Origin of the sequence: Streptomyces sp. NBC_01571, from assembly GCF_026339875.1 — a bacterium.
Lineage (GTDB): Bacteria > Actinomycetota > Actinomycetes > Streptomycetales > Streptomycetaceae > Streptomyces.
In genome coordinates this window covers 6314133-6337835 of record NZ_JAPEPZ010000001.1, presented here as the reverse complement: position 1 = coordinate 6337835, position 23703 = coordinate 6314133, and the positions used below count along the sequence as shown (strand labels likewise).

Below are 23703 nucleotides of genomic sequence, written 5' to 3'. Positions count from 1 at the left end.
AGAAGTCATCCTCCCCACACCCCGTTCCGTGGCCGTAACGCTGCCATTTCAGCGTCGCCATGGCCATGGTTTCGACGTCTGGTGATGACGTCGTGACCTGGCGGGGATCGAGACTCGGATCAGGAGGTCTTGACCTTGATCGAGCCGTCCTTGATGCCGGCCTCGGCCTTCTTCAGCGCGGCCTGCAGGTCGGCGTTGTTCTTGAACGTCGGGTTCGAGTCGGCGAGGCCGACACCGCCGGTGGCGAGGCTGGCGCGCACGACGCCGGTGGCGGGCTTGCCGTCCTGCACCGACTTCGCGAGGTTGAAGACCGCCCCGGCGACGTCCTTGGTGGCCGAGGTCAGGATGTAGTCCTTGTACTTGGCCAGCGCGTCCTGCTTGTACTGGTCGGAGTCGACGCCGATGGCCCACACCTTGTGCGAGGCGGCGGACTGGATGACGCCCTGGCCCGACAGGCCCGCGGCGGCGTAGAGCACGTCGGCGCCGGCGTCGATCTGGCCCTCGGCGGCGTCCTTGCCCTTGTCGGGGCTGGCGAAGCCACCCTCCTGGGGGGTCTGCGTCAGGTACTGCGACTCGATCTTGATCTTCGGGTTGACCGACTTGGCACCCTGGACGTAACCGGCCTGGAACTTGTGGATCAGCGGGATGTCCACGCCGCCGATGAAGCCGATGTGGTCCTTCTTGGTGGCCTTGGCCGCGGCCACGCCCGCCAGGTAGGAGGCCTCCTCCTCGTGGAAGACCATGTCGGCGACGTTCGCGGCCTTGTCCTGGTCGTCGTCGATGATGCCGAAGGTGATCTTCGGGTACTTGGCCGCGACTTCCTTGATCGCCGGGGCGTAGACGAAGCCGACGCCGATCACCGGGTTGTAGCCCGACTTGGCCAGCTGCTCCAGGCGCTGCACCTTGTCGGCGTCGGACTCGCCGTCCTGCGGCTCGATGTCCCGGCCGCCGATCTTGAGGTCCTTCTCGGCCTTCTGGAAACCCGCGAACGCGGCGTCGTTGAAGGACTGGTCGCCCTTGCCGCCGATGTCGTACGCGAGACCGATGCCCTTACCCTTGGCCGAGCCGCCACTGGAGGCGTCGGTGGACGAGCCGCCACAGGCGGAGAGAGCAACGGCGAGGGATGCGGTTGCAACGCCCGCAACCGCGATTCGGGACACCCGGCGCATGAACGTGACTCCTTTTGTGCAGGCGCCCAGACCAGGCGCTGATTCCGCCGCAGCGTAACGCGCGTAGACATAGCAGAGAACCCACCTTGCCAGAGTGTTATCCGACCGTTTTGAACCCTCGGCGAACGGCCTCCGAACACATGGGACGCGTCCGCTCGGCAAACGCGCCCGGCCTCCGGGCCCGGCGCCCACCGCTCCGATGTCATGTACCAGACCGCCACACACCCCAAGATCCTTCCCAGGATGGATCTTTTCGTCAGGTACCCACCGGAAGAATCCCTGTTCGAGATGCGCATCTCCGCAGGCCGGACCAGCCTGCGGCAGCGGGCCGGACCAGCCCGCGGCAATCGCTTCTGATCCAAGGGGGATCGTGAAACTCAACAAGTTCACCGCAACCGCGATAGGCGTCGGTGTGGTGCTGTCGGGCACCGTGGTCGGTGTCGCGACGCCCGCCATGGCCGCGTCGACCTGCAGTACGCGGATCTCCGCGGACCGCTCGACCGGTTACGCGAAGTGCACCGGGGGGAACACCCGCCTCAGCGAGCACCGCGTGAAGGTGGTGTGCATCGGGCCTCGCGGCGACAAGGCCAACGTGTACGGCAAGTGGGTCAGCACCCGCCACGGCGAGACGTCCAAGGCCGTCTGCACCACGGACCCGAGGTCGTCCGGCGTCGAGGTGTACCGGATCACCGTCGAGACGGAGGAACCGGTCTAGCCAGGTCTGGCCGACCGGATTCCAGGGTCGTCCTGCCGCCCATGAGCGCGCCAGGCACGCGTGGACGGCAGGGGACGACCAACAACCGTGCAAGGGGGAGCCCCCGGCCCTTACAGCGGGCCGGGGGCTCCCCCATGGTGGTCAGCGACCACCGACACGACTCACGGGTTCGTGTTGACGGTGACCTTGCCGTCGATGATGTCCTGCTTGGCCTTGTCGACCGCCGCGACGACGTCCGGCAGGGCCTTGTACTTCGGGTTGGAGTCGGCGAAGCCCACGCCGCCCGACTTCAGGTCACCGCGCACGACGCCGCTCAGCGGCTTGCCGTCGACGACGGACTTGGCCAGGTCGTACACGGCGCCGCCGACGTTCTTCAGGGCCGAACCGAGGATCCAGTCCTTGTACTTGGCCAGCGAGCTCTGCGCGTACTGGTCGGAGTCGACGCCGATGGCCCACACCTTCTTGGCGGCGGCCTGGGAGATCACGCCCTGACCGGACAGGCCGGCCGCGTGGTACAGCACGTCGGCACCCTTCTCGATCTGACCGGCCGCCGCGTCCTTGCCCTTGTCGGGGCTGGCGAAGCCACCCTCCTGGGGGGTCTGCGTCAGGTACTGCGACTCGATCTTGATCTTCGGGTTGACCGACTTGGCACCCTGGTCGAAGCCCGCCTCGAACTTGTGGATCAGCGGGATGTCCACGCCGCCGATGAAGCCGATGTGGTTCTTCTTCGTGGCCTTCGCCGCCGCGACACCCGCGAGGTACGACGACTGCTCCTCGTGGAAGACCAGGTCGGCGATGTTGGCCGCCTTGTCCTGCTCGTCGTCGATGATGCCGAAGGTGATCTTCGGGTACTTGGCCGCGACTTCCTTGATCGCCGGGGCGTAGACGAAGCCGACGCCGATCACCGGGTTGTAGCCCGACTTGGCCAGCTGCTCCAGGCGCTGCACCTTGTCGGCGTCGGACTCGCCGTCCTGCGGCTCGATGTCCCGGCCGCCGATCTTGAACTCCGCCTCGGCCTTCTGGAAACCGGCGAACGCGGCGTCGTTGAACGACTGGTCGCCCTTGCCGCCGATGTCGTACGCGAGACCGATGCCCTTCCCGGCGTAGCCCGACGAGCTCTTCTTGGAGTCGCCGCCCGTGTCGGTGCTCGACTTGCCACAACCGACCGCCGCGAGGGCGATGACCGTGACGGCCACCGCTGCTTGGGAGAACCTGGTCCTCCGAGATATCAGACGCACAGCAAGCACCCTTCATCCCCACGGCCGTCGCCGGTCCGCTTCCCCAACACGCCGCACCGCAGCGATTTCGGCGCACAGTAACGCGCGTAGAAGGGGAGGGGAACGGGGTTTCTCCTGGCCGTTATCGAACCGTGCCGCCACCGGGTTACGTTTGCCCGCCACCCGTTACGCCAGGGTGACGCAAGCGGACGAAGAGGCACCGATCGGGGCATCGGACGAACCGGCCGCGCGGGTGCCCCCACGTCGTCTTTGCGCCATCCCCGAGTGAGCGTCTCGCGCTCGTGGGACCGCGCGCAGGCCCTGTCCGGCGGATTCGTGCCGGACAGGACTCACAGGACCGTCGGGGCCCACAGGGACCCGCAGCCGCCGCGGGGACCTAGCGGATCGCGTCCAGCAGGGCCGCCGCGGTGAAGAGCTCGACCCCGACCGTGATGGCCGACTCGTCCGCGTCGAAGTCGCCGCGGTGCAGGTCGCGGGTGGTGCGCTCGCCCGGTGTGCGGACGCCGAGGCGGGCCATGGCGCCGGGCACGTGCTCCAGGTACCAGGAGAAGTCCTCGCCGCCGAGGCTCTGCTCGGTGTCCTCGACGGAGTACGGGCCGCGCCGCGAGGTCATGGCGTCGTGGAGGAGCTCCGTGACCGCCGGGTCGTTGACGACCGGCGGGACGCCCCGGATGTAGTTGATCTCGCTCTTGGCGCGGTACAGGTTCGCGATCTCGTCGATGGCCTCGTGCACCAGGTCGGGCGCCTGCCGCCAGGCCTCCAGATCGAGGCAGCGTACGGTCCCGGAGAGCTCGGCGTGCTGCGGGATGACGTTGCAGGCGTGCCCGGACTCGATCCGTCCCCAGGTCACCGCGAGTCCGCTGCGGGCGTCCACCCGCCGGGCGACGAGGGACGGCACGTCGGTGACGACGCGCGCGGCGGCGGTGACGAGGTCGGTGGTGAGGTGGGGGCGCGCGGTGTGGCCGCCGGCGCCGTCGAGTGAGACCTCCAGCCGGTCGCAGGCGGAGGTGATGGGGCCGTGGCGCAGTCCGATCCGCCCGGCGTCGACCTTCGGGTCGCAGTGCACACCGATGATCCGCCCCACGCCGTCCAGCACCCCGGACTCGATGGCGTCGGGCGCGCCCCCGGGCAGGACCTCTTCGGCGGGCTGGAAGATCAGCCGTACGGGATGCGGCAGGAGCCCCTGGCGGTGCAGCTCGGCGAGGACGAGCCCGGCGCCGAGGACGACGGTCGTGTGCACGTCGTGGCCGCAGGCGTGCGCGCGGTCGGGCACGGTCGAGCGGTACGCGCAGTCACTCTTCGTGTCCGGGATGGGCAGGGCGTCGATGTCTGCGCGCAGGGCGAGCATGCCGCGTCCGCCGTCGACCTCGCCGTCCTGTTCGCCGCTCCCGTCGATCCCGATGTCACAGATGAGCCCGGTCCCGATGTCGAGCACGCGGGGCTTGAGGCCCGCCTGCTCCAGACGAGCCTTGAGTGCCGCGGTGGTGCGGAACTCGTGGTTGCCGAGCTCCGGGTGCATGTGCATGTCGCGCCGGAACGCGATCAGCTCCGCACGCAGGACGTCGGGCAGGGTGCCGGGGAGCGTTGCTCCCCCGGGAACATCGGCCTCGTACTCTCGGGACATCAATTGGTTCACCCTTTGAAGGGTAGGGCGACGGGGCGGCCAACTGACCCACGATCAACAAAACTTCAGCCCGTTAGGGGAAGAAACTTGGCCACGCGACGCATAGGTTTCAGGTGGGATGGGTAAGCTCGCCCGTCTTTCCGGACGATGGGATCTTGAGCCAGACGGTATGCGCGCCCTGGCCGGGCCGCATCCCGGCCGGAGGCCGACTGCCGTGCGCGGGGACGACGGCCGACTGCTGCCGTGTCCGAGCCGGTGACCGACTGCGGTGACGGTCCGTGACCATGGGGTGGCGCGCGCCCTTGATGCGGGCCGCCGCCCCTCTCTCGATCCAGTCCGCCGGGGCTGCCCGCGGACTCCCATAGGGGAACGCTCGGGGTGTCCGAGCCCATTCCCGTGCCCTACGGTCCCACAGACCTGACCAAGATCATGCGTATGGATGCCTGAACACCACTCCCTGTCGACCCGGGCACGAGGGGCCGCCGGGGTCCGTGCCGGAGGGGCGTCGGATGGCCTGGGGCGCCTGATCGGTCGACGGCATGAGGCAGCCGTAGTGCCGACCATCAGGATCTTGATCGCGACGGTGACTCCGTCGGTTTCATACGTGGCTCCGTGGACACCGATGCGCAGCCGCCGCAGGTTGGTGTCGCCGAGCTTGCCGCTGGCGGCGGGTTCGGGGTTCCCGGCCGGGCTCAGCGGACTGGTCGCGTGCTCCGCCTGCGCGTAGTGGTTCGCCGTCGCCGTGAGGCCCACCGCGGCGCCGCCGACGCCCTCCGTCGCTCTGCTCCACACCTGCAGGAAGAGATCGGCGACCGCGGCGTACGCCTTCGCGAAGGCCTCCGGTCCGGCCCCGCACCCCACCGCGTGCGGGTACCCGTCCAGAGTGTCGACGAGACTCCTGGCCCGGTCCGCGAAGTCGTACTGGGCGCTCCGCAGCACGTAGGACGCGTAGTACACGTGCTGCGGCTGGACGTCGAAGCCGATGGCGCTGCCCGGCGCGGCGGGCTTCATCGCCGCCAGTTCGTCCGAGCGCCGACGCCGCGCCGAGCCGGTGTCCTGCTGCGAGACGTCCCTGCCCTGGGGGTCCTTGAGCGAACCGGGAGAAGGGGCAGGGGTCGTAGCCGGGGCGGACGACCGCGCGGGCGGCGAGCCGGGGCCCGGGACGGCCGGGGGCGTGGTCGACGGCGAGGGTGACGGCGTCGCCATCAGCCCGCCCCCCAACCCCGCAGCACCGCCCGATGTGCCGCCGCATAGACGGTGTGGCCGGCGGTCACGTACGTGTGCAGCCACTTCTGTGCCGCCTGCAGGTCCTGCGCCGAGCGGTCCCACTCGTCGAGTTTGTCGACGAAGACCTCTCGGGCCTCGCCTTCCCAGGACAGGACGACGGGGACGGCGCGGTCGTAGAGGGGGTCCAGTCTGCCGTTGAGCTTCCTGAGGACGTCCTCGAGCTCGGCGGCCGCCTCGTGAAGGGTGGTGAAGGAGACGGCTATGTGGTCGTCGGTGGCATCTCCAGGCTGCATGTTTCCCCCGGTACGTGAAGAGTGCTCGGTGGTCTGTGGGACGTCAGAGGGCGTCCAGGCCGCTGCCCAGGCGCGCGGGTGGGATCGGCGACGCGGCGTCCGGGTTCGGTGTGGAGAGGCGGTCGACCTCGCTGCCGACGTCCACCCGGATCCGGCGCATCTGCTCGACCACGGCCAGTTCCTGTTCCGTGAAGCCGTCCCGGCTCAGCCGAACGGCCTGTTCCAGGTGCTTCATCACTTCGCGGATGCGTACCGTGTCCTCGGTCGCCGCCCGGTGGAACTCGCGGTACGCCGTCGCCGCCGGGCCCCGCCAGCCCGCCTCGACGCGGTCGACGATCGAGTCCATGCGCTTGACCTGCTGGTCCAGGTGGTCCCGCATGTCGTCCAGGTCGCCGGCGAGCCTGGTGAGGTCCTCGTGGGATGCTCGCAGATCCTTTGGGCCGCCCTGGTGGACCGTACGGTCTCCCACGCCGACCCCCGTCGCGTCAGTCCGCCAACTCGTCTATTCGCACTGGTGACCCTGACAACTCACACTCGACACCGCTGGCTTCGGGCCGCCTGTCCCGCCTCCACCCGCTCGATCGCCCTGCGGGTCGCGTCGACGAAGGTCCAGAAGAACGGGAGAAGGTGGGTCGCGCGGTCGGCGAGCGTGTTCTTGCCGTCGGCGAACATCGCGGCGCGCAGGGCCGTGGTCATCTCCAGCTGGGCGCCCATGCCGAGGAGGGTGCGGTTGCAGATGTTGTCCGGGGAGATGCCCGCTATCTCCTGCTCACCCGAGGCCGTCACCGCGCGGATGCCGGCCGCGGTGAACTCCTCCACGAGGTACTGGCGGAAGGCGGGGTTGAGGCCGCCCACGAGGACGGCCGCGGCACCCGGTTCCAGGCCCGCCTGCTCCGGCCTGCAGCCGTGCAGGGAGAGGACGTTGAGACTGTCCGCGCACAGGGAGCGGGCGACCGTGTCGTCGCAGTGGGTGGAGGTGACATGCAGGGCGCTGTTCCCGCTTCTCATCAGCCCTTCGAACATCCAGAAGTCGTGGACCGGTCCGGCGGGCGGAGTGGGTGAGAGGTCGGCGGGGTCGTAGCCGGCTGTCGCCAGGCAGAGTTCCGAGGTGCCCCCTTCGATCCCGCCGCCGTGCGGGGCGATGACCGTGGAGCGGACGGTGGGGGCGCCGCCCGTCGTGCTCCGGTCGTCGACCGGGTGGCGTCCTGAGCGGCGGCCCCAGTCCGTGCCCTCCGTCCAGGCGGGGTTGGCGTACAGGGCCGTGTTCGAGGCCTGCTCGGTGGCTGCCGCGGGCGTGACCGCGCTCAGGGCGGACGTCGTCGCGAGCGCGGTGGGAAGGGTACGGCGCCTGGTCTCCATGACGGCCGAGGATGTCAGCCGAAGCGGCCCGCCACATAGTCCGCCGTGCGCTGGTCCTCAGGGGGGCCGAAGATGTGTTCGGTGGGGCCGTGTTCGACGATGCCGCCGGGGGTGCCCTGCTCGGCGAGGAAGAACGCGCACCCCAACCAGCTCGTGTGAACGGTCACCGCACAGGCGCCGCGCGCCACGCGCGGCGCCAGTTCCCTACGCCGTCGCGACGGAGGACAGCCGGTGCACGTCCCGGGCCGTGCCGGTGACTCCCGACAGGAACCCCTGGGCGCGGGGAGAAGCCGTCTCCGTCAGCCAGGCCGGGTCGATGTCGCAGACGGCGACCCGGACGTCGGTCCCCACCAGCGCCAGCGGCAGCGTGTGCACGACGGTCGAGGGGAAACTCAGGATCGTGCGGCCGATGGGGCCGCGGCGGGCGATGAGTTCGAGGGGGAGGTCGGGGCGGACGATCTCCAGCCCCGTCTCGACGGCCAGCCGGTGGAGCTTGTCGGTGCTCTCGCGGCGGTGGGCGAAGTAGCGGGTCGCGCCGTGGGTCTTGGCGAGGGAACGGACCGCCTCCAGATAGCGGTCGGGGTCCACCACGCCCGTCTCGACCAGGGAGGTGCCGACCAGGTCCGCGCCCTTGGTGATCCGGGGCGGCCCGAAGCGGGCGCGGGTCCAGGAGAAGTCGTTGGCGGTGATGGTGACGCCGTCCGGCGCCGAGTCGATCGGCATGGAGGAGAAGACCTCCACCCGCCGTCCCTCGCTCGGGGTGAGCCGGCGGCGGGCCGACGACGAGATCGGGGCGAACAGCACGTCACGGGCGCCGGGACGGCCACCGCGCCGGTGCCAGCGCACCAGCCGTTCACCGCGGGCCAGCTGGGCGACGAACTCCATCGTCGCCGTGCCGTCGTCCACGACCACGAGGTCGCGTGCCTTCGTGATCGTCAGCAGAAGCTGCACGTAACGGGAGAACGGGTCTCCCATGACGATGCGGTGGGCCCTGCGCAGCAGCGGGGCCAGACCGCCGATCGTGTGGAAGGGGGCCGTGGTGCCACCGCGCGCCTCCTCCCAGCGAACCTCGTAACCCTCGTCGCGGGCCAGTTCGGCCATGCGACGCAACTGGCCGCGGGTCATCGGGTCGTTGGGCGAGAGGACGACGAGGGTGAGCCCCGCGCCGGCGGGCCGGACGGACGAACCGTCCGGTCCCGCGCCGGGTGCCCGGTCGCCGGCCTCCGTCGCGTGCGGGCCGTGGACATGCGCCCACTCCAGCACGTTCAGGAGCTGTACCGGGCTCTCGACGAAGGCCAGCGTGTGGGGGCCGGGGGTACCGGCGCGGGGGCTCATCGGCGTACGACCGTCCCGTCGTAAGGAAATCAGGGCGTTCAGACCGAGACCGGCTCGCCCGCGGCGGCGGCGATCTCCGACTCGGCGACGACGCCGGTGACGCGGCGCAGCTTCTTCATCGGGCCGAGCTCGGACTCGTAGACCTTCTTGACACCGTCACCGAGGGAGGCCTCGATGGTGCGGATGTCGCGGACGAGGCGGGTGAGGCCCTGCGGCTCGACGGAGGCGGCCTGGTCGGAGCCCCACATCGCGCGGTCCAGGGTGATGTGACGCTCGACGAAGGTGGCGCCGAGGGCGACCGCGGCGAGGGTGGTCTGCAGGCCCGTCTCGTGACCGGAGTAGCCGATCGGAACGTTCGGGTACTCGGCCTGGAGGGTGTTGATGACGCGGAGGTTGAGCTCCTCGGCCTGCGCCGGGTAGGTCGACGTGGCGTGGCACATCAGGATGTTGTCGCTGCCGAGGACCTCGACCGCGTGGCGGATCTGCTTCGGCGTCGACATGCCGGTGGAGAGGATGACCGTGCGGCCGGTGGCGCGCAGGGCGCGGAGCAGCTCGTCGTCGGTCAGCGACGCGGAGGCGACCTTGTGGGCCGGGACGTCGAACTTCTCCAGGAAGGCGACGGCCTCGGTGTCCCACGGGGAGGCGAACCAGTCGATGTTCTTGCTCTTGGCGTACTCGTCGATCTGGCGGTACTCGTCCTCACCGAACTCCACGCGGTGGCGGTAGTCGATGTAGGTCATGCGGCCCCAGGGGGTGTCGCGCTCGATGTCCCACTGGTCGCGCGGGGTGCAGATCTCCGGGGTGCGCTTCTGGAACTTGACGGCGTCGCAGCCGGCCTCGGCGGCGGCGTCGATCAGCTTGAAGGCGTTCTCGAGCTCGCCGTTGTGGTTGATGCCGATCTCGCCGACGACGTAGACAGGCTGGCCGGGGCCGGCGGTCTTCGAACCGAAGGTGCGCAGACGGGAGTTGCTCATGGTGAGACGTTCCTTACTTGTCGAGGGAGTCGAGAGAAGGGCCGAGGATCCAGCTGGCGATCTCTCGGATCGCGCCGTCGCCGCCGGGGACGGTGGTGACCGCGCGTGCGGCGCCGCGCACGACGTCGTGGGCGCTCGCGACCGCCACGGGCCAGCCCACGAGGGCGAAGCACGGGAGGTCGTTGACGTCGTTGCCGACGTAGAGCACGCGCTCAGGCGCGATGCCCTGCTCCTCGCACCACTGCTTCAGCGCGAGGTCTTTCCGGTCGATGCCGTGCAGGACCGGGATCTTGAGCTTCCGGGCCCGGGCGGCGACGACCGGGTTCTGTTCCGTGGACAGGATCAGCATCGTCAGTCCGCTCTTGCGGAGGGCGGCGATACCGAGTCCGTCCCCGCGGTGCACGGAGACGAACTCCCGTCCGTCGGAGTCGATCAGCACCCTGTCGTCGGTCTGGGTGCCGTCGAAGTCGAGGACGACCGCGTCGATGTCGGCGGCGGTCGGGAGGGCGCCGGGCCGGTTCGCGTCGAAGAGCGGCGCGAGGGCCCGGGCGCGGGCGAGGTCGTGCGGGTCGTCGATCTCCAGCACGCGGGCCGGGTCGGTGCGCACGAGTTCGGTGCGGCCGAAGAAGCGGTGCTTCGCGACACGGAAGCCGTCGGCCTCCATGGCGTAGACGGCACCGGTCTCCAGGAGGTCCTGGGGGCGGTCCTGCCGGCGCGGGCGGAAGGACTTGTCGTGGTTGATGCCGTAGCCGCCGCTGGTGCCGGTGTCCGTGACCAGGGTGTCGGTGCCGCCCGCGACGGCGGCACGCTCGGCGTCGACGGCCACCGGGACGGCGGGCTCGTCGTCGCCGTCGCGCCACACGAAGCCGTGGAACGGGGCCACGGTCAGCGCCGTGTCCGCGCCGTTCGCGACGATCGCGTTCACGACGCCGTCCACGTCCTCGCGGACGATGAACGGGCTGGTGCACTGGACGAGCAGCACCACGTCGACCGGGGAGCCGTGCAGCGCCTCGTGGGCGTCCATGGCGTGCAGGACGGCGGCCTCGGAGGTGGCGGTGTCACCGGCGATGGCGGCGGGGCGCAGGACGACCTCGGCACCGGCCTGGCGGGCGGCGGCCGCGATGGCCTGGTCGTCGGTGGAGACGACGACGTCCGTCACCAGGCGGGCGGCGCGGCACTCGCGCACCGCGCGGGCCACCAGCGGTACGCCGCCGACCGGGAGGAGGTTCTTCGCGGGGACGCCCTTGGAGCCGCCGCGCGCGGGGATCACCGCGAGCACGCGGCGCACCGGCGCCGGTCGGCCCGCTTCCGAGTTGGTCATGCGCTGTTCTCCTTGACGAGGAAGGCTGGAGGGGTCGGCGGCGGTCACAGCTCCCCCATCCGCCGGATCACCGGAGCCACGCGCTGCACTCCGTGGCGGTAGGCACCGCGGGCCGCCCGGCGCACGATCTGCCGTACGGGGCTGGGGTCCTTGTCGGCCGTGGGGGCGCCGGGCAGCGGGCTGCCGTCCGGGGCCAGGTGGTGGCGGGCGAGGATCCCGGGGAGGTAGCCGGGCGCGGTGACCGGTGTGTAGTAGGGGGTCAGGGGCGGCAGCCCGGGGCCCGCGAGCAGTTCGGCGATGCGGGTGCGTGCCTCGTCGAAGGCCGTCTCGTACGAGCCGTCGGCGGCCACGCCCTGCCGGGCCACCCACGCCGGATCGGGCGCCGGCTGGTGTCCGGCGTCGAGCTGGTCCCAGGAGGCGAGGCAGCCGGAGCCCACGAAGTGGTGGTTGCCGAGGGACTCGCGCACCCCGAGGTCGCTGAGGACGACGGTGGGGATACGGCGGTGCAGGGACTCCAGGGCCGCCGTGGAGCTGACGGTGACCAGCAGGTCGGTGCGGTCGAGCACCTCGCCCATGTGTCCGTACACCAGGCGGAAGTTGGCGGGCAGATCGGTCTTCTGCGCCAGCTTCTGGTAGGGCAGCTCCTCGATGTGCGTGGTGTGCTCGCCCGGCTTGGAGCGCAGCTTCAGCAGCACCTCGCGGTCGGGGTGCAGACGGGCGTGGGCGATCAGCCGGTCCAGCAGGTACGTACGGTCCTTGCGGCTCTCCGGCACGGAGGGCTGGGCGGCGAAGACGACCGTGTACGGGTCGTTCTTGCTGTAGGCGGCCCCGCCGAGGAAGGGCAGCGCCACCTCCGTCACGGACGAGGCGTCGGCGCCCACTCCCTGGTACACGTCCCGGAAGCGGTCCGCGTCCTGGCGCGAGTTGGCGAGGACCAGGTCCGCGCCGTGCCGCAGCAGCAGGCCGTCGGCGAGCTTCTCGTAGACGACACCGACATAGCCGGTGACGACCACGGGCCGCTCCGTGCTCCCCTCCCAGAGGTGGGCCAGGCCGTGCAGCACCGCCTGGACGGCGCCGCCGACGAGGGCGAGGACCAGGACGTCGTACCGCTCCCGCTCCATGGCGCGCAGGAATTCGACGGCGGTCACTTCGCGGAGCGAATCCGCGCGGACGCCGACCTCTTCGAGCTGGCGGGCGGTGGGAGTGGCACGGCCACGCAGGAGATAGCCGTCGAGACGGAGGTCCGACTCCTGAATGTCCGTATTGGACGTTTCAGTCGTGGATATACGGTTCGCGGTGAGCGAACCCCATTTCCACCGTGTGTCGGAATCCGCGAGAACGGCGACCCGCAGGGACTTCCTGGTACTTGCTGGCACGTCCAAGACGCTAGGAAGCCATTCCGAGTAACGGCCCAACCTGAATGCAACAAACGGTTAACAGCACATCGACGAATGGCGAATCAGGCCGCGAACCATCGAGAAATCAGCCTGGTTCACGGCTTCGCCACGCGTCGTTCACCTGACATCTCACCAACGGCCAAGACGAATGCCGGACCGCCCCCTAACGTCACGTGGGTGGTCAAGCTCTCCGTCATCGTGCCGTTCTACAACGTGCAGCAATACGCACCCGACACCCTGAAGAGCCTGCGTGCGAACGTGCGCGAGGACTTCGAATTCATTCTCGTCGACGACTGTTCGAGCGACGAGACACCGGAGATTCTCGCGCGCGCGGAGCGCGAGCTCCCGGGCGCGGTGCATGTCAGACATGAGAAGAACGGAGGGCTGGCGACCGCGCGCAACACGGGCATCGACGCCGCGCGCGGCGAATACCTCACGTTCCTCGACGGGGACGACTGGCTCGCCCCCGGCTACTACGAGCAACTCGTCACCGCGATCGAGGACCTGGGCTGCGACTTCGTCCGTACGGACCATGTCCAGTGCACCGCGCGGGCCCGCACCATCCACCGGGTTCCGCACGGCCGCCGGGGCGTCGTGATGAACCCCCGGGACGCCATACTGCCCTCCGACCGCTCCACCTCCGTCGACTACGCGTACGCCTGGGCGGGCATCTACCACCGCCGTCTGGTCGACCGCGGACTGCTGCACTTCACCCACGGCCTGCGTACGGCCGAGGACCGTCCGTGGATCTGGAAACTGCACCGCGAGGCCGAGTCCTTCGCCGCGGTGAGCCTGCTCGGCGTGTTCTACCGACGTGGTGTCGCCTCCTCCCTCACCCAGATCGGGGACGTGCGCCAGCTCGACTTCATCCGCGCGTTCGACCAGGTCGTGGCGGAGACCGCCGAGGATCCCGACGCGTCGAGACTGCTGCCCAAGGCCGTGCGCACCTACTGCGCGATTATTTCCCACCATCTGGGATCCATGGAAAGGTTCGAGCCGCCCGTGGCGCGGAAACTGAAGTCGATGAGTGCGGCGGCACTGCAGCGCATGCCTCAGGACGTGCTCGACGAGGCACTCGATTCGATGGACGTCCAGCGGGCCACCCGGCTGCGTCGGCTGCGCCGCCGTCCCACCGCGGGCGCAGGGGTGGCAGCGTGACGACCCAGATCTTCATGGCGTCCACGCTGTACGGGACCGCGACGCTCGCCGCGGCCCTGGACGCCGACTGCTTCGGCCCCGCCGACCGGCGCATCCTGCTCGTCTCCAACAACGCGGCGACGCCCGAGACGACACCCGCCGTGGACGGGATGCCCGGCTTCGGCCGGCTGCGCGGCCGCTTCGACGACGTGCTGTCGTGGAACGAGACGATCACGCCGTTCCATCCCGGCGGCTGGGCCCCGCGCCTCGACGACACGCCCCTGTGGGAGCGGCATCTTCGGCTGGCCTGGAACCTCGGCGACGACGACATCGAGCTGGCCGTGGAGTCGATCCAGGTCAACCCCGCGCTCGGCCTCGCCCAGATCTTCACCGGCGCGCCCGTCACCGTGTACGCGGACGGCCTGATGAGCTACGGACCCACCCGCAACAAGATCGACCCGCTGGTCGGGACCCGGGTGACCCGCCTGCTCCACCTGGACCTGGTCCCCGGTCTGACGCCGCTGCTGCTGACCGAGTTCGGTGTCGAACCCGAGATCGTGCCCACGGACGCGTTCTCGAAGGTGCTCGCCGAACTCGTCGACACCGGCGACGAACTGCCGCTCATCGACGAGCCCGCGCTGCTGCTCGGCCAGTACCTCTCCGCGCTCGGCATCCTCACCGCCGAGCAGGAGGAGGACCTGCACGTACGGATGCTCAGGGGCGCCGTCGCGCTCGGCCACACCCGGGTCGTGTTCAAACCGCACCCCACGGCGCCGGCCCGCTGGTCGCGCGTCCTGGAGAAGGAGGCCGGGAAGCTCGACGTCGAGCTGACGGTGCTCGACACACCCGTCCTCGCCGAGGTCCTGTACCAGCGCATGCGTCCCGCGCTCGTCGTCGGCTGCTTCTCCACCGCGCTGCTCACCGCGTCCGCGCTCTACGGGCTGCCCGTCGCCCGCATCGGCACCGACACGCTGCTGGACCGTCTGGTGCCGTACGAGAACAGCAACCGTGTCCCGGTCACGATCGTGGACGCCCTGCTGCCGGAGCTGACCGACAAGGCGGCGGTCGCCGAACAGCGCGTGGGCATGACCACGGAGGCCCTGACCGGGCTCGTGCGGGCCGTGGGCTACGCGATGCAGCCGAAGATCCTGCCGGACCTGCGCCCGGCCGCCGAGCGCTATCTGACGCAGCACCTGAACACCCACACCTGGCGGTACTTCAAGCGCAAGCGCCTCACCTCGCTGGCGCTGCCCGGCGCGGTCCCGGCCCAGCTGGCCTTCCTGCCGCGCAACGCCACGGTCCGCCGTGTCGCGCGCCGGGCGCGCAGTCTGCGCCGGGCCGTACGGCGCTGAGCGACCCACCCAGGGGTTCCCGCGGGCGTGGGGGCCGGTTCATGACGAACCGGCCCCCACGCCCGTTCCGCATTCCCCGGTCGGCAAGGTGATCCATTCGCCGTCGACCGTGTTCGCCCTCTTCGCCGAGCCGGCCCTTGTCGGTGAATTGAGGGCGGCCGGGGAAAGAGGGAACCCGAAGCGACGGGCGGGTGAACTCATGGCGTCCGTACGGGGAATCGTCACCTGGTCAATCGGATGCTTCCCGTGAATCGGACTAGCGTGCTGGGTGTAACCCGTCAGCATGAACCGCCCGCGAAGAGGAATTCCGTGACCAACACCCCCCAGGACACGCGCGTGACGTCCGAGGGTCCGGCGATCCGCGCCGTCCTCCCGGCGCCCGACACCCGCCCGCCGTCGCGCGCGAAGCCCCGGGAGTCCCGTCTGCGCGCCCTGGACGGGCTGCGGCTGATCGCCGCGCTGATGGTGGCGGCGTACCACTACGGGGGCCGCGACGGCGAGGTCACGCAGGCCTGGGGCAGTTCCCCGCAACACCAGTTCCCCAGCCTGCACTCGTACTTCGCGTACGGCTGTCTCGGCGTCCAGATCTTCTTCGTGATCAGTGGTTTCGTGATCTGCATGAGCGGCTGGGGCCGGCCGCTCCGGTCGTTCTTCGCGTCCCGGGCGTCCCGGCTGCTGCCCGCCTACTGGGCAGCGGTGATCATCGTGACGGCCGTGTTCGCGCTGCCGGTGGTCGCGTACAAGACGGTCGGGCCGAGCGACGCCCTGCTGAACCTGACGATGCTCCAGCAGCCGCTGGGGGTGGACCGGGTGCTGGGCGTCTGCTGGACGCTGTGGGCGGAGGTCCGGTTCTACGCGCTCTTCGCGCTCTGCATCGTCCTGCCGGGCGCCAACCGTCAGCGCGTCATCCTCTTCTGCGCGGGCTGGACCCTGGCGGCGGCGATCGCCCAGACGGCGGACGAACCGCTCCTGAACACCGTCCTGATGCCGGAGTACGCCCCGTTCTTCATCGGCGGTGTCGGCCTCTACCTCCTCCACCGCAACCGGCGTGACGCGTACGCCTGGGGCATCGTGGGCGTGAGCTGGCTGATCGGCCAGCACTACGCGGTGGCCCGCCTGTGGCACGCGCCGAACCCGGAGTTCTTCTCCTACCGCAGCTCGTACGGCATCGTCCTGGTCGTCACCCTCGGCTACCTCGCCGTCGGGGCGATCGCCCTGGGCTACCTGAACTGGGCGAACTGGCGCTGGCTCACGGTCGCGGGCGCCCTCACCTACCCCTTCTACCTGGTCCACGAGCACCTGGGCTGGGTCGTCATCAAGGCCTACCACCGCACCCTGCACATCCCGTCGTACGGCACCCTCCCGCTGGCCGTCGCGACGATGCTGCTGCTGGCGTGGCTGCTCAACCGCTACGTGGAGAACTGGCTCACGCCCAAGCTGCGTACCGCGCTGTCGAAGCCGCGACCGTAGCGATCAGCTCCGGTCGGTCACCCGAAGACGGACGCCGGGCGGGCGGAAGTTGGCCCGGTGTTCATCTGGCCGCCGGTTTGCGAAAAGCGCCGCGGGCAGGCGCCGCATAGTTCTTGACCGAACCATAGGCGTCCCATAAGTTCCGGGGCGCTCGTTCGCCTCGTCCGCACAAGGGAGCGCTTTCTCTCATGACTGCCGCACCAGACACGATCCGACCGCCCCGCCGCCTCGACGACGTCCCCGGGTGGTTCCCCGTTCTCGACCAGATGCTCTTCAAGTGGTTCCTGGACCGGCAGGAGTCCGCGGGAATGCCGGGCGACCTGCTGGAGGTCGGCGTGTACATGGGCAAGAGCGCGATCTTCCTCGGGGACCATCTGCGCCAGGGCGAGCGGTACACGGTGTGCGACCTCTTCGAGGGCGACGCCCCGGACGGCGCCAACCAGGCGGAGTCGACGAAGTCCTACAGCGCGCTCACCCGGAAGGTCTTCGAGGAGAACTACCTCTCCTTCCACGACGAACTGCCCCGTGTCCTGCCGGGCCCGAGTTCACTCGTCCCGGCCGAGGTCGAACCCCGGTCCTGCCGGTTCGTCCACATCGACGCCTCGCACCTGTACGAGCACGTCCACGGGGACATCGGCGCCGCCCGCGACGCCCTGCTGCCCGGCGGCATCGTCGTCCTGGACGACTTCCGTTCCGAGCACACGCCCGGTGTCTCCATAGCCGCCTGGGAAGCCGTGCTCAACCGGGGTCTGCACCCCATCTGCCTCAGCACGCAGAAGCTCTACGGAACCTGGGACGATCCCGAGGCGGTCCAGGAGGAACTGCTCGCCGCGGTGCGTGAGCGGGACGACTGCCACCTCAGCGTGCAGCACGCGGCCGGCCACCGCATCGTCCGGCTCAAGTCGAAGAACATGCAGGCCCCGCCCTTCCCGGTCTCCCGGTACGGCGTGGACAGCCTCGGCGCCGCTGGACCCGAGGACTCCTCCGGGCGTCCGTCGGGACCGGCGTCCGCGCACTCCCGGCCGGCCGCGCGCCGCACCCGCACCCGCACCCGCACCCGGCGGATCGCCGCCGACCTGCTGCCGCCGGTGCTCACCCGCGCCCTGCGCAGCGCGCGCACCGCCCGGCGCGCGGCGACACGCTGACCCGGCCGGGCCCGGCGCCGCACGGGGCGGTGCCGCACGGGTCGGTGCCGCACCGGTCGGACCGCCGGGGCCGCCCCGCTCAGCCGATCCCGTAGCGCGCCCCGATGCCCGCGATCACCAGGGCCAGCCCTTCCTCGGAATGCCGGCCGTAGTCCTCGAAGATCTCCGCGCCCGCCGCGGCCGACAGGGGGAAGTCGGCCATGCGGCGGGCGCGTTCCATCACGTCGTAGCCCTCGCGGCGCTCGCCCGGCAGGGGCTGGACGCCCTGCTCCTCGGTGACGAAGCCCATCGTGTACAGGTACGTGGTGGACGTCGCGCGGGCCGCCTGGGTGAGGGTGAATCCCGCCCGGGTGAAGAGCGTCAGCGTCCGCTCCATCTCCACGGCGTGCAGCGTGCCGGTGAAGCGGGAGCCGCTGAACACCTTCGTGCCGTCGCGGTAGCTGAGCAGCGCCGCGCGCAGTCCGCGGTTGGCGGTGAGCAGCCGCTCGCGCCGGCCGTCGCCCGGAGCCGCCGCGGCGTCGCGACCGCGCACCCGACGGAACCGTGGAGGGCGTACGCCTCTTCGACGTGTTCCCGGGAGCGCACTGGACGCTGCCGGCCGTCGGCACCGAGGAGCAACTGCCACCGCTCCCGGGGGTCCGCACCGTCCGGATCGCGTCGTCCGACCGGTACGGGACCGGCGTCTTCCTCGTCCGCCCCGACGGCTACGTGGGGTGGGCGGGCACCGGTGCACGGGACCTGCCGCGGTACGCGCACCGGGTGGGGCCGACTGTCGGCCAGGGGCTGTGACCGAGGGTCCACCGGATCCGGGAACCGTCGCCCTGCTCATGGGTGGAGCCGGATGCGGGTGGCGGCGAGGGCGAGGGCGGAGCCTCCCCATATTGGGTGGCACATGTGCTGTCCCCCTGCGATCATCAAGCCGATGCTCACACTTGATGATGATCTCGGACGCCTTTCCTACGTCGTCACCGGAGACGGACCGCCCGTCGTGCTCGTGCACGCCGGCATCGCCGACCACCGCATGTGGGACGCGGTCGTGCCCGACCTGGCGGAACGGCACACCGTCATCCGGTACGACCTGCGCGGCTTCGGCCAGTCCGCGCCGCCGACCGGCCCCTTCAGCGAGACGGACGACCTGCGCCGTCTCCTGGACCACCTCGGCCACGAACGTGTCCGGCTAGTCGGCGCGTCCTGGGGCGGCCGCGTGGCCGTGGACTTCGTCCTCACCCACCCGGACCGGGTGCACTCCCTCGCGCTGTTCGCCGCGCCGTGGCCGGGATACGACTGGTCCGCGGACATGGTCGCCTACGACGAGGCGGAGACGGCGGCCCTGGACGCGCACGACCTGGACGCCGCCGTCCGGATCAACCTGGACATGTGGCTGCGCGGGCCGGCCCGAAGCTGGGAGGACGTCGCCGCCGGGCTGACCGACCGACTCCGCGGCCCGCTCCGGACGTCGCTCGTGAACCAGGACATCGTCGGGAAGCACTCCCAGGGCACCGCGACCGGCGACCTCGCGACCGTCTCCGTCCCCACCCTGGTCGGAATCGGCAAGCTGGACGTGGCCGACTTCCAGGACATCGGCCGGCGCTACGCCTCCGAGATCCCCGGTGCCACCCTGGTCGAGTTCGCCACCGCGGGTCATCTCATCGCACTGGACGCGCCCACCGAATTCACCGCGGTGCTCGGTCCGTTCCTCGCCCGCTGAGGGCCGCGGCCGTCAGCACGAGGCGGTCGCGACAACGTGACGAGAACGCGCCCCTGGCGCCGCGACGGGTCGGACGGCCTGTCGCGGCGCCAAGGGCTGTCCCGCAACCCGGGGCATCCCTTAGGCGCTGGCGAGCGTGAGCTTGACCGCGAAGCCGAGGAAGAGGGCGCCCGCGACGGTCGTGGCGCCCGCGGACAGCCGCCTGCGCCGCCGGAAGGCCTCCGCGAGCCTCGTCCCGCTGAAGATCAGCGCGGTGAGGTACAGGAAGCTCGCGAACTGGGCGAAGGCTCCGAGGACCACGAAGGACAGGGCCGGGTAGGCGTATCCCGGGTCCACGAACTGCACGAAGAAGGCGACGAAGAACAGGATCGCCTTCGGGTTGAACAGGCTGATGACCAGCGCCTTCCGGTACGGCCGCTCCTCGGCCGCCGACTGGTCGGAGAGCTCCTCCTCGACCCGCTCCCGCCGGGTCCGCCACATCGTCCACGCGGACCGCAGCATCCCGAACGCCAGCCATGTCAGATACCCGGCCCCGGCGTACTTCACGATCCCGAACAGCACGGCGTTGCCCTGCAGCAGCGAGGCGACTCCGGCCGCCGACAGTGTCATCAGCACCGTGTCCCCGCACCACACGCCCGCGGCTGCCGTGTACCCGGCGCGCACGCCACGCCGGGCGGCGACGGACAGCACGTAGAGCGAGTTCGGCCCGGGGAGCAGAACGATCAGGACGAGGCCCGCCAGGTAGGTGGGGAGGTCGATGACACCAAGCATGAGGAGGAGTGTCGCACGGGGGTACGACACCCGGGTTGCCCATCTCGCGGTTCAGTCACCGTCGAGCAGCGTGTCCGCGGAGAGTTCGAGGGTGACGCCGACGGACTCCGGGATCGGGACACTCTGCCCCCGCCGGTAGCGCTCGGGGGCCGGATACTTGCCGTTGACCGGATCCCGGTGGAGGAGCACCTCGTCGTGCTTGCGGTCGGCCCCGAGGTAGACCGGGATGCCGGCCTCGGCGTAGCACTCGACCTTGGGACCGAGGTCGTCGGACCAGTTCGACGAGGTCACCTCGGCGACCAGGCGGAACACGTTCGGGGCGTAGCAGTTCTTCTGCACGAGGGCGTCCCGGAAGTCCTCGTCGACGAGGGAGAAGTCGGGAATCGCGTAGTCGTCGGGCAGCGTGGGCAGCCAGAGGCCGACGCCCTGGACGTACCTGAGTCCGGCCTTCCGGGCTCCCGCCCTGTCGAACGCCACGACCAAGCAGGACAACGACAATGCATGCGAGCCGTCCGGCGGCGGTGTCGCAGTGAGCCTCCCCTGGAGAATCTCCACGCGGTGCCCAGGCAGTGCGCGGGAGAGCAGGTCGGCGGCTTCGCTCAACGTCAGCTCGTGTTGCAGTAGGGCCACGGCATCCTCCTTTTCAGGGGTCGCTCTCCATGAGCGTCACCGGGGGCGTGCGACTTTCCCCCCGATCACCCGCAGGGGGAATCGCCCAGGTCAGAAGGCGTCCGTCGGCACGTAGGTCCCCCAGACCTCGCGCAGCGCGTTGCACACCTCGCCGACCGTGGCGCGGGCGCGCAGGGCGTCCTTCATCGGGTAGAGGACGTTGGCCGTGCCCTCGGCCGCCCTCTTCAGGTCGGCGAGGGCCGCCTCGACCGCCGCCCCGTCGCGCTCGGCGCGCAGCCTGGCGAGGCGTTCGGCCTGCTGGGCCTCGATGGCCGGGTCGACACGCAGCGGCTCGTACGGCTCCTCCTCGTCGAGCTGGAACCGGTTGACGCCGACCACGACGCGCTCGCCGGAGTCGGTCTCCTGCGCGATGCGGTACGCGCTGCGCTCGATCTCGCCCTTCTGGAAGCCCTGTTCGATGGCGTTGACCGCGCCGCCCAGGTCTTCGACCCTCGTCATGAGGTCGACGGCGGCCGCCTCGACGTCGTCGGTCATGCTCTCGATGACGTACGAGCCCGCGAAGGGGTCGACGGTCGCCGTGACGTCGGTCTCGTAGGCCAGTACCTGCTGTGTGCGCAGGGCCAGGCGCGCCGACTTGTCGGTCGGCAGCGCGATCGCCTCGTCGAAGGAGTTGGTGTGCAGCGACTGGGTGCCGCCGAGGACCGCGCCCAGGCCCTGGACGGCGACGCGCACCAGGTTCACCTCCGGCTGCTGGGCGGTCAGCTGCACGCCCGCGGTCTGCGTGTGGAAGCGCAGCATCAGCGACTTGGGGTTCTTCGCGCCGAACTCCTCGCGCATCACGCGGGCCCAGATGCGGCGCGCGGCCCGGAACTTGGCGACCTCCTCCAGGATCGTCGTACGGGCGACGAAGAAGAAGGACAGGCGGGGAGCGAAGTCGTCGACGTCCATGCCGGCCGCCACCGCGGTGCGGACGTACTCGATGCCGTCCGCGAGGGTGAACGCGATCTCCTGGGCGGGGGACGCGCCCGCCTCGGCCATGTGATAGCCGGAGATCGAGATCGTGTTCCACTTCGGGATCTCGGTCCTGCAGTACTTGAAGATGTCCGCGATCAGCCGCAGGGAGGGCTTGGGCGGGAAGATGTACGTGCCGCGCGCGATGTACTCCTTCAGCACGTCGTTCTGGATCGTGCCGGTCAACCGGGAGGCCGGGACGCCCTGTTCCTCGCCGACCAGCTGGTACATGAGCAGCAGCAGCGCGGCGGGGGCGTTGATCGTCATCGACGTGGAGACCTTGTCCAGCGGGATGCCGCCGAACAGGATCCGCATGTCCTCCACCGAGTCGATCGCGACGCCGACCTTGCCGACCTCGCCGTGCGCGATGGCGGCGTCCGAGTCGTGGCCCATCTGGGTGGGCAGGTCGAAGGCGACCGAGAGGCCCATCGTGCCGTTCGCGATCAGTTGCTTGTAGCGCGCGTTCGACTCCACCGCCGTGCCGAATCCCGCGTACTGGCGCATCGTCCAGGGACGGCCGGTGTACATCGACGGGTACACACCGCGGGTGAAGGGGTACTGGCCGGGTTCGCCCAGCTTCTCCGCCGGATCCCAGTCCTTCAGGACCCCCGGTCCGTAGACCGCTTCGATGGGCTGTCCGGACTCCGACTCGCGCGACATTGCTGTGCCTCCCGCTGGGTTACTCACTGGTAGGTCCGACCCTCGCGACGGACTGTAGTGGTGGCCGCGCGCCCGGTGGAGAGGACCGGGCTGGGACCTTGCTCACAGACCGGTGCACGGACCTGTTCCCCTCTCCTTGCGGCCGCCTTCTCCTTCCTCCATGCCGCGCGGTTCACGACCGGTCGCGCGCGGGGAACATCCTCAGGGTGTCTCCCAGGGGTATACCTGGCACATCGGCGTGCGGTGGACGGGTGAGACGACGGGGGTTCGAATGCGCATCACAGGTAGGGGAAGATCACTGGCCGCTCTGCTGGCGCTCGTCGCGCTGAGCGGCTGCCGGGTCGAGGCCGTCGACGCGCACGGGACGCGGACGCCGGCGAGGGCGACGCCCGGCTCGACGGCCACGACGGACGACGCCAAGCCGGGTGCGGGAGGCGCCGTGCCGGGTTCCGCGTCCCGGGAACCGGGCCCGACCGCCTCCAGGACACCGCCTCCCAAGGTGCTGTGGTCCCGCGGCGACCGTGGCCGGGACGTCCGCGAGGTCCAGGCCCGGCTGCGCCAGCTCGCCTGGCTCCTCGAGGGCCCGACGGGGACGTACGACTCCGCGACGGTCACGGCCGTATGGGGCTTCCAGGGCAAGCGGGGGCTCCCGCGCACCGGTGCGCTGGACACCGTGACCTGGCAGCGGCTGCTGTCGATGACGCACGAGCCGGCGCGGTGGGAGCTGTACGCGTTCGGCGGCCAGCCCGCCGCGCGGCCCGACCCGCGCTGCATGACCGGACGGGTGCTGTGCGTCAGCAAGACGAGCCGCACCCTGCGCTGGATGGTCGACGGAAGGACCGTCTCGGTGATGGACGTGCGGTTCGGCTCGCAGTACACGCCGACCCGCGAAGGCGTGTTCAGCGTGGACTTCAAGTCCCGCTACCACGTGTCGACGATCTATCACACGTCCATGCCGTACGCGATGTTCTTCAGCGGCGGCCAGGCGGTGCACTACTCCGCAGACTTCGCGGCCCGCGGCTACGCGGGCGCCTCGCACGGCTGCGTCAACGTACGGGACGAGGGGAAGATCGCGGCGCTGTTCGCGCAGGTCCGCCCGGGGGACAAGGTCGTCGTCTACTGGTGACGGCGGGGGTGGGGCGCTCAGTGCGTGCGGGGCGCGGGCGG

Annotated in this window: 22 protein-coding genes and 1 pseudogene; 8 read left to right on the top strand and 15 right to left on the bottom strand. The window is 70.4% G+C overall.

What is annotated here, in order from left to right:
- Positions 1-119 precede the first annotated feature (119 nt).
- Positions 120-1169, bottom strand: coding sequence for a BMP family lipoprotein (locus tag OHB41_RS28695; protein WP_266700995.1), 1050 nt, complete (start codon positions 1167-1169; stop codon positions 120-122).
- A 370-nt stretch (positions 1170-1539) separates the two neighbouring features.
- Here OHB41_RS28695 and OHB41_RS28690 point away from each other — a divergent pair, with 370 nt between their 5' ends.
- Positions 1540-1884: a hypothetical protein gene (locus OHB41_RS28690; protein ID WP_168529883.1), complete on the top strand. Its 345-nt coding sequence runs from the start codon at positions 1540-1542 to the stop codon at positions 1882-1884.
- Between the two features lie 161 nt (positions 1885-2045).
- Here the strand turns inward: OHB41_RS28690 and OHB41_RS28685 are convergent, their stop codons facing one another.
- The 10 genes from OHB41_RS28685 to OHB41_RS28640 all read right to left on the bottom strand — a co-directional run bounded on the left by OHB41_RS28685 (position 2046) and on the right by OHB41_RS28640 (position 12631).
- The gene (locus OHB41_RS28685; RefSeq protein ID WP_266700994.1) at positions 2046-3080 is read right to left on the bottom strand and encodes a BMP family lipoprotein; all 1035 of its coding nucleotides are present in this window, start codon (positions 3078-3080) and stop codon (positions 2046-2048) included.
- A 418-nt stretch (positions 3081-3498) separates the two neighbouring features.
- The gene (locus tag OHB41_RS28680) at positions 3499-4746 is read right to left on the bottom strand and encodes a M20 family metallopeptidase (RefSeq protein WP_266700993.1); all 1248 of its coding nucleotides are present in this window, start codon (positions 4744-4746) and stop codon (positions 3499-3501) included.
- A gap of 1205 nt (positions 4747-5951) precedes the next feature.
- A complete protein-coding gene (locus tag OHB41_RS28675; protein ID WP_266700992.1) occupies positions 5952-6266 on the bottom strand; it encodes a WXG100 family type VII secretion target in 315 nt (104 codons plus the stop codon).
- Between the two features lie 43 nt (positions 6267-6309).
- Complete coding sequence (locus OHB41_RS28670) at positions 6310-6735, bottom strand: WXG100 family type VII secretion target (protein ID WP_266700991.1); 426 nt, start codon at positions 6733-6735, stop codon at positions 6310-6312.
- Between the two features lie 59 nt (positions 6736-6794).
- Positions 6795-7625, bottom strand: coding sequence for a poly-gamma-glutamate hydrolase family protein (locus OHB41_RS28665; protein WP_266700990.1), 831 nt, complete (start codon positions 7623-7625; stop codon positions 6795-6797).
- Between the two features lie 14 nt (positions 7626-7639).
- Positions 7640-7792 (bottom strand): hypothetical protein, encoded by a 153-nt coding sequence (locus tag OHB41_RS28660; RefSeq protein ID WP_266700989.1) that lies wholly within the window; start codon positions 7790-7792, stop codon positions 7640-7642.
- Between the two features lie 37 nt (positions 7793-7829).
- Complete coding sequence (locus OHB41_RS28655; RefSeq protein ID WP_266700988.1) at positions 7830-8960, bottom strand: hypothetical protein; 1131 nt, start codon at positions 8958-8960, stop codon at positions 7830-7832.
- Between the two features lie 38 nt (positions 8961-8998).
- Entirely contained in the window at positions 8999-9934 is a 936-nt protein-coding gene (locus OHB41_RS28650; RefSeq protein WP_266700987.1) for an N-acetylneuraminate synthase family protein, read from the bottom strand.
- 13 nt (positions 9935-9947) lie between these two features.
- Entirely contained in the window at positions 9948-11255 is a 1308-nt protein-coding gene (locus OHB41_RS28645; protein WP_266700986.1) for an N-acylneuraminate cytidylyltransferase, read from the bottom strand.
- Positions 11256-11299: 44 nt separating this feature from the next.
- A complete protein-coding gene (locus tag OHB41_RS28640) occupies positions 11300-12631 on the bottom strand; it encodes a DUF6716 putative glycosyltransferase (protein WP_266700985.1) in 1332 nt (443 codons plus the stop codon).
- 198 nt (positions 12632-12829) lie between these two features.
- On the opposite strand from OHB41_RS28640, the gene OHB41_RS28635 reads away from it, so the two are divergent.
- The 4 genes from OHB41_RS28635 (at position 12830) to OHB41_RS28620 (ending at position 17756) form a co-directional block, all read left to right on the top strand.
- Entirely contained in the window at positions 12830-13810 is a 981-nt protein-coding gene (locus tag OHB41_RS28635; protein ID WP_266700984.1) for a glycosyltransferase family 2 protein, read from the top strand.
- Positions 13807-15141: a polysialyltransferase family glycosyltransferase gene (locus OHB41_RS28630; protein WP_266700983.1), complete on the top strand. Its 1335-nt coding sequence runs from the start codon at positions 13807-13809 to the stop codon at positions 15139-15141. Before OHB41_RS28635 ends, OHB41_RS28630 begins: the two co-directional genes overlap by 4 nt.
- A 309-nt stretch (positions 15142-15450) precedes the next feature.
- Positions 15451-16611, top strand: a complete 1161-nt coding sequence (locus OHB41_RS28625) for an acyltransferase family protein (protein ID WP_526024971.1) — start codon at positions 15451-15453, stop codon at positions 16609-16611.
- Positions 16612-16799: 188 nt separating this feature from the next.
- Positions 16800-17756 carry a class I SAM-dependent methyltransferase gene (locus OHB41_RS28620; RefSeq protein ID WP_266700982.1) on the top strand — a complete coding sequence of 319 codons (957 nt, stop codon included), beginning with the start codon at positions 16800-16802 and terminating at the stop codon, positions 17754-17756.
- Between the two features lie 79 nt (positions 17757-17835).
- Here OHB41_RS28620 and OHB41_RS28615 read toward each other — a convergent pair.
- Positions 17836-18255 (bottom strand): annotated as a pseudogene (locus OHB41_RS28615) (TetR/AcrR family transcriptional regulator C-terminal domain-containing protein); the annotation flags it as partial.
- Positions 18256-18299: 44 nt separating this feature from the next.
- Here OHB41_RS28615 and OHB41_RS28610 point away from each other — a divergent pair.
- Positions 18300-18545, top strand: a complete 246-nt coding sequence (locus tag OHB41_RS28610) for an aromatic-ring hydroxylase C-terminal domain-containing protein (RefSeq protein ID WP_323138406.1) — start codon at positions 18300-18302, stop codon at positions 18543-18545.
- 133 nt (positions 18546-18678) lie between these two features.
- Positions 18679-19464 carry an alpha/beta fold hydrolase gene (locus OHB41_RS28605; RefSeq protein ID WP_266700981.1) on the top strand — a complete coding sequence of 262 codons (786 nt, stop codon included), beginning with the start codon at positions 18679-18681 and terminating at the stop codon, positions 19462-19464.
- A gap of 120 nt (positions 19465-19584) precedes the next feature.
- On the opposite strand, the gene leuE is transcribed toward OHB41_RS28605, so the two are convergent.
- The 3 genes from leuE to OHB41_RS28590 all read right to left on the bottom strand — a co-directional run bounded on the left by leuE (position 19585) and on the right by OHB41_RS28590 (position 22536).
- On the bottom strand, positions 19585-20235 hold the full coding sequence (leuE, locus tag OHB41_RS28600; protein ID WP_266700980.1) for a leucine efflux protein LeuE: 651 nt from the start codon (positions 20233-20235) through the stop codon (positions 19585-19587).
- Between the two features lie 51 nt (positions 20236-20286).
- Positions 20287-20865: a Uma2 family endonuclease gene (locus OHB41_RS28595; protein ID WP_266700979.1), complete on the bottom strand. Its 579-nt coding sequence runs from the start codon at positions 20863-20865 to the stop codon at positions 20287-20289.
- A 90-nt stretch (positions 20866-20955) separates the two neighbouring features.
- Positions 20956-22536, bottom strand: a complete 1581-nt coding sequence (locus tag OHB41_RS28590) for an acyl-CoA mutase large subunit family protein (protein WP_266700978.1) — start codon at positions 22534-22536, stop codon at positions 20956-20958.
- Between the two features lie 271 nt (positions 22537-22807).
- Here OHB41_RS28590 and OHB41_RS28585 point away from each other — a divergent pair, with 271 nt between their 5' ends.
- Positions 22808-23662, top strand: a complete 855-nt coding sequence (locus OHB41_RS28585) for a L,D-transpeptidase family protein (RefSeq protein WP_266700977.1) — start codon at positions 22808-22810, stop codon at positions 23660-23662.
- Positions 23663-23703 lie beyond the last annotated feature (41 nt).

What these genes read in the sequence shown, in the direction of transcription:
- OHB41_RS28680 (WP_266700993.1), bottom strand. Translation starts at nt 4,746, where the DNA reads ATGTCCCGAGAGTACGAGGCCGATGTTCCCGGGGGAGCAACGCTCCCC.
- OHB41_RS28695 (WP_266700995.1), bottom strand. Translation starts at nt 1,169, where the DNA reads ATGCGCCGGGTGTCCCGAATCGCGGTTGCGGGCGTTGCAACCGCATCC.
- OHB41_RS28585 (WP_266700977.1), top strand. Translation starts at nt 22,808, where the DNA reads ATGCGCATCACAGGTAGGGGAAGATCACTGGCCGCTCTGCTGGCGCTC.
- OHB41_RS28675 (WP_266700992.1), bottom strand. Translation starts at nt 6,266, where the DNA reads ATGCAGCCTGGAGATGCCACCGACGACCACATAGCCGTCTCCTTCACC.
- OHB41_RS28650 (WP_266700987.1), bottom strand. Translation starts at nt 9,934, where the DNA reads ATGAGCAACTCCCGTCTGCGCACCTTCGGTTCGAAGACCGCCGGCCCC.
- OHB41_RS28665 (WP_266700990.1), bottom strand. Translation starts at nt 7,625, where the DNA reads ATGGAGACCAGGCGCCGTACCCTTCCCACCGCGCTCGCGACGACGTCC.
- OHB41_RS28645 (WP_266700986.1), bottom strand. Translation starts at nt 11,255, where the DNA reads ATGACCAACTCGGAAGCGGGCCGACCGGCGCCGGTGCGCCGCGTGCTC.
- OHB41_RS28655 (WP_266700988.1), bottom strand. Translation starts at nt 8,960, where the DNA reads ATGAGCCCCCGCGCCGGTACCCCCGGCCCCCACACGCTGGCCTTCGTC.
- OHB41_RS28620 (WP_266700982.1), top strand. Translation starts at nt 16,800, where the DNA reads ATGACTGCCGCACCAGACACGATCCGACCGCCCCGCCGCCTCGACGAC.
- OHB41_RS28590 (WP_266700978.1), bottom strand. Translation starts at nt 22,536, where the DNA reads ATGTCGCGCGAGTCGGAGTCCGGACAGCCCATCGAAGCGGTCTACGGA.
- leuE (WP_266700980.1), bottom strand. Translation starts at nt 20,235, where the DNA reads ATGCTTGGTGTCATCGACCTCCCCACCTACCTGGCGGGCCTCGTCCTG.
- OHB41_RS28605 (WP_266700981.1), top strand. Translation starts at nt 18,679, where the DNA reads ATGCTCACACTTGATGATGATCTCGGACGCCTTTCCTACGTCGTCACC.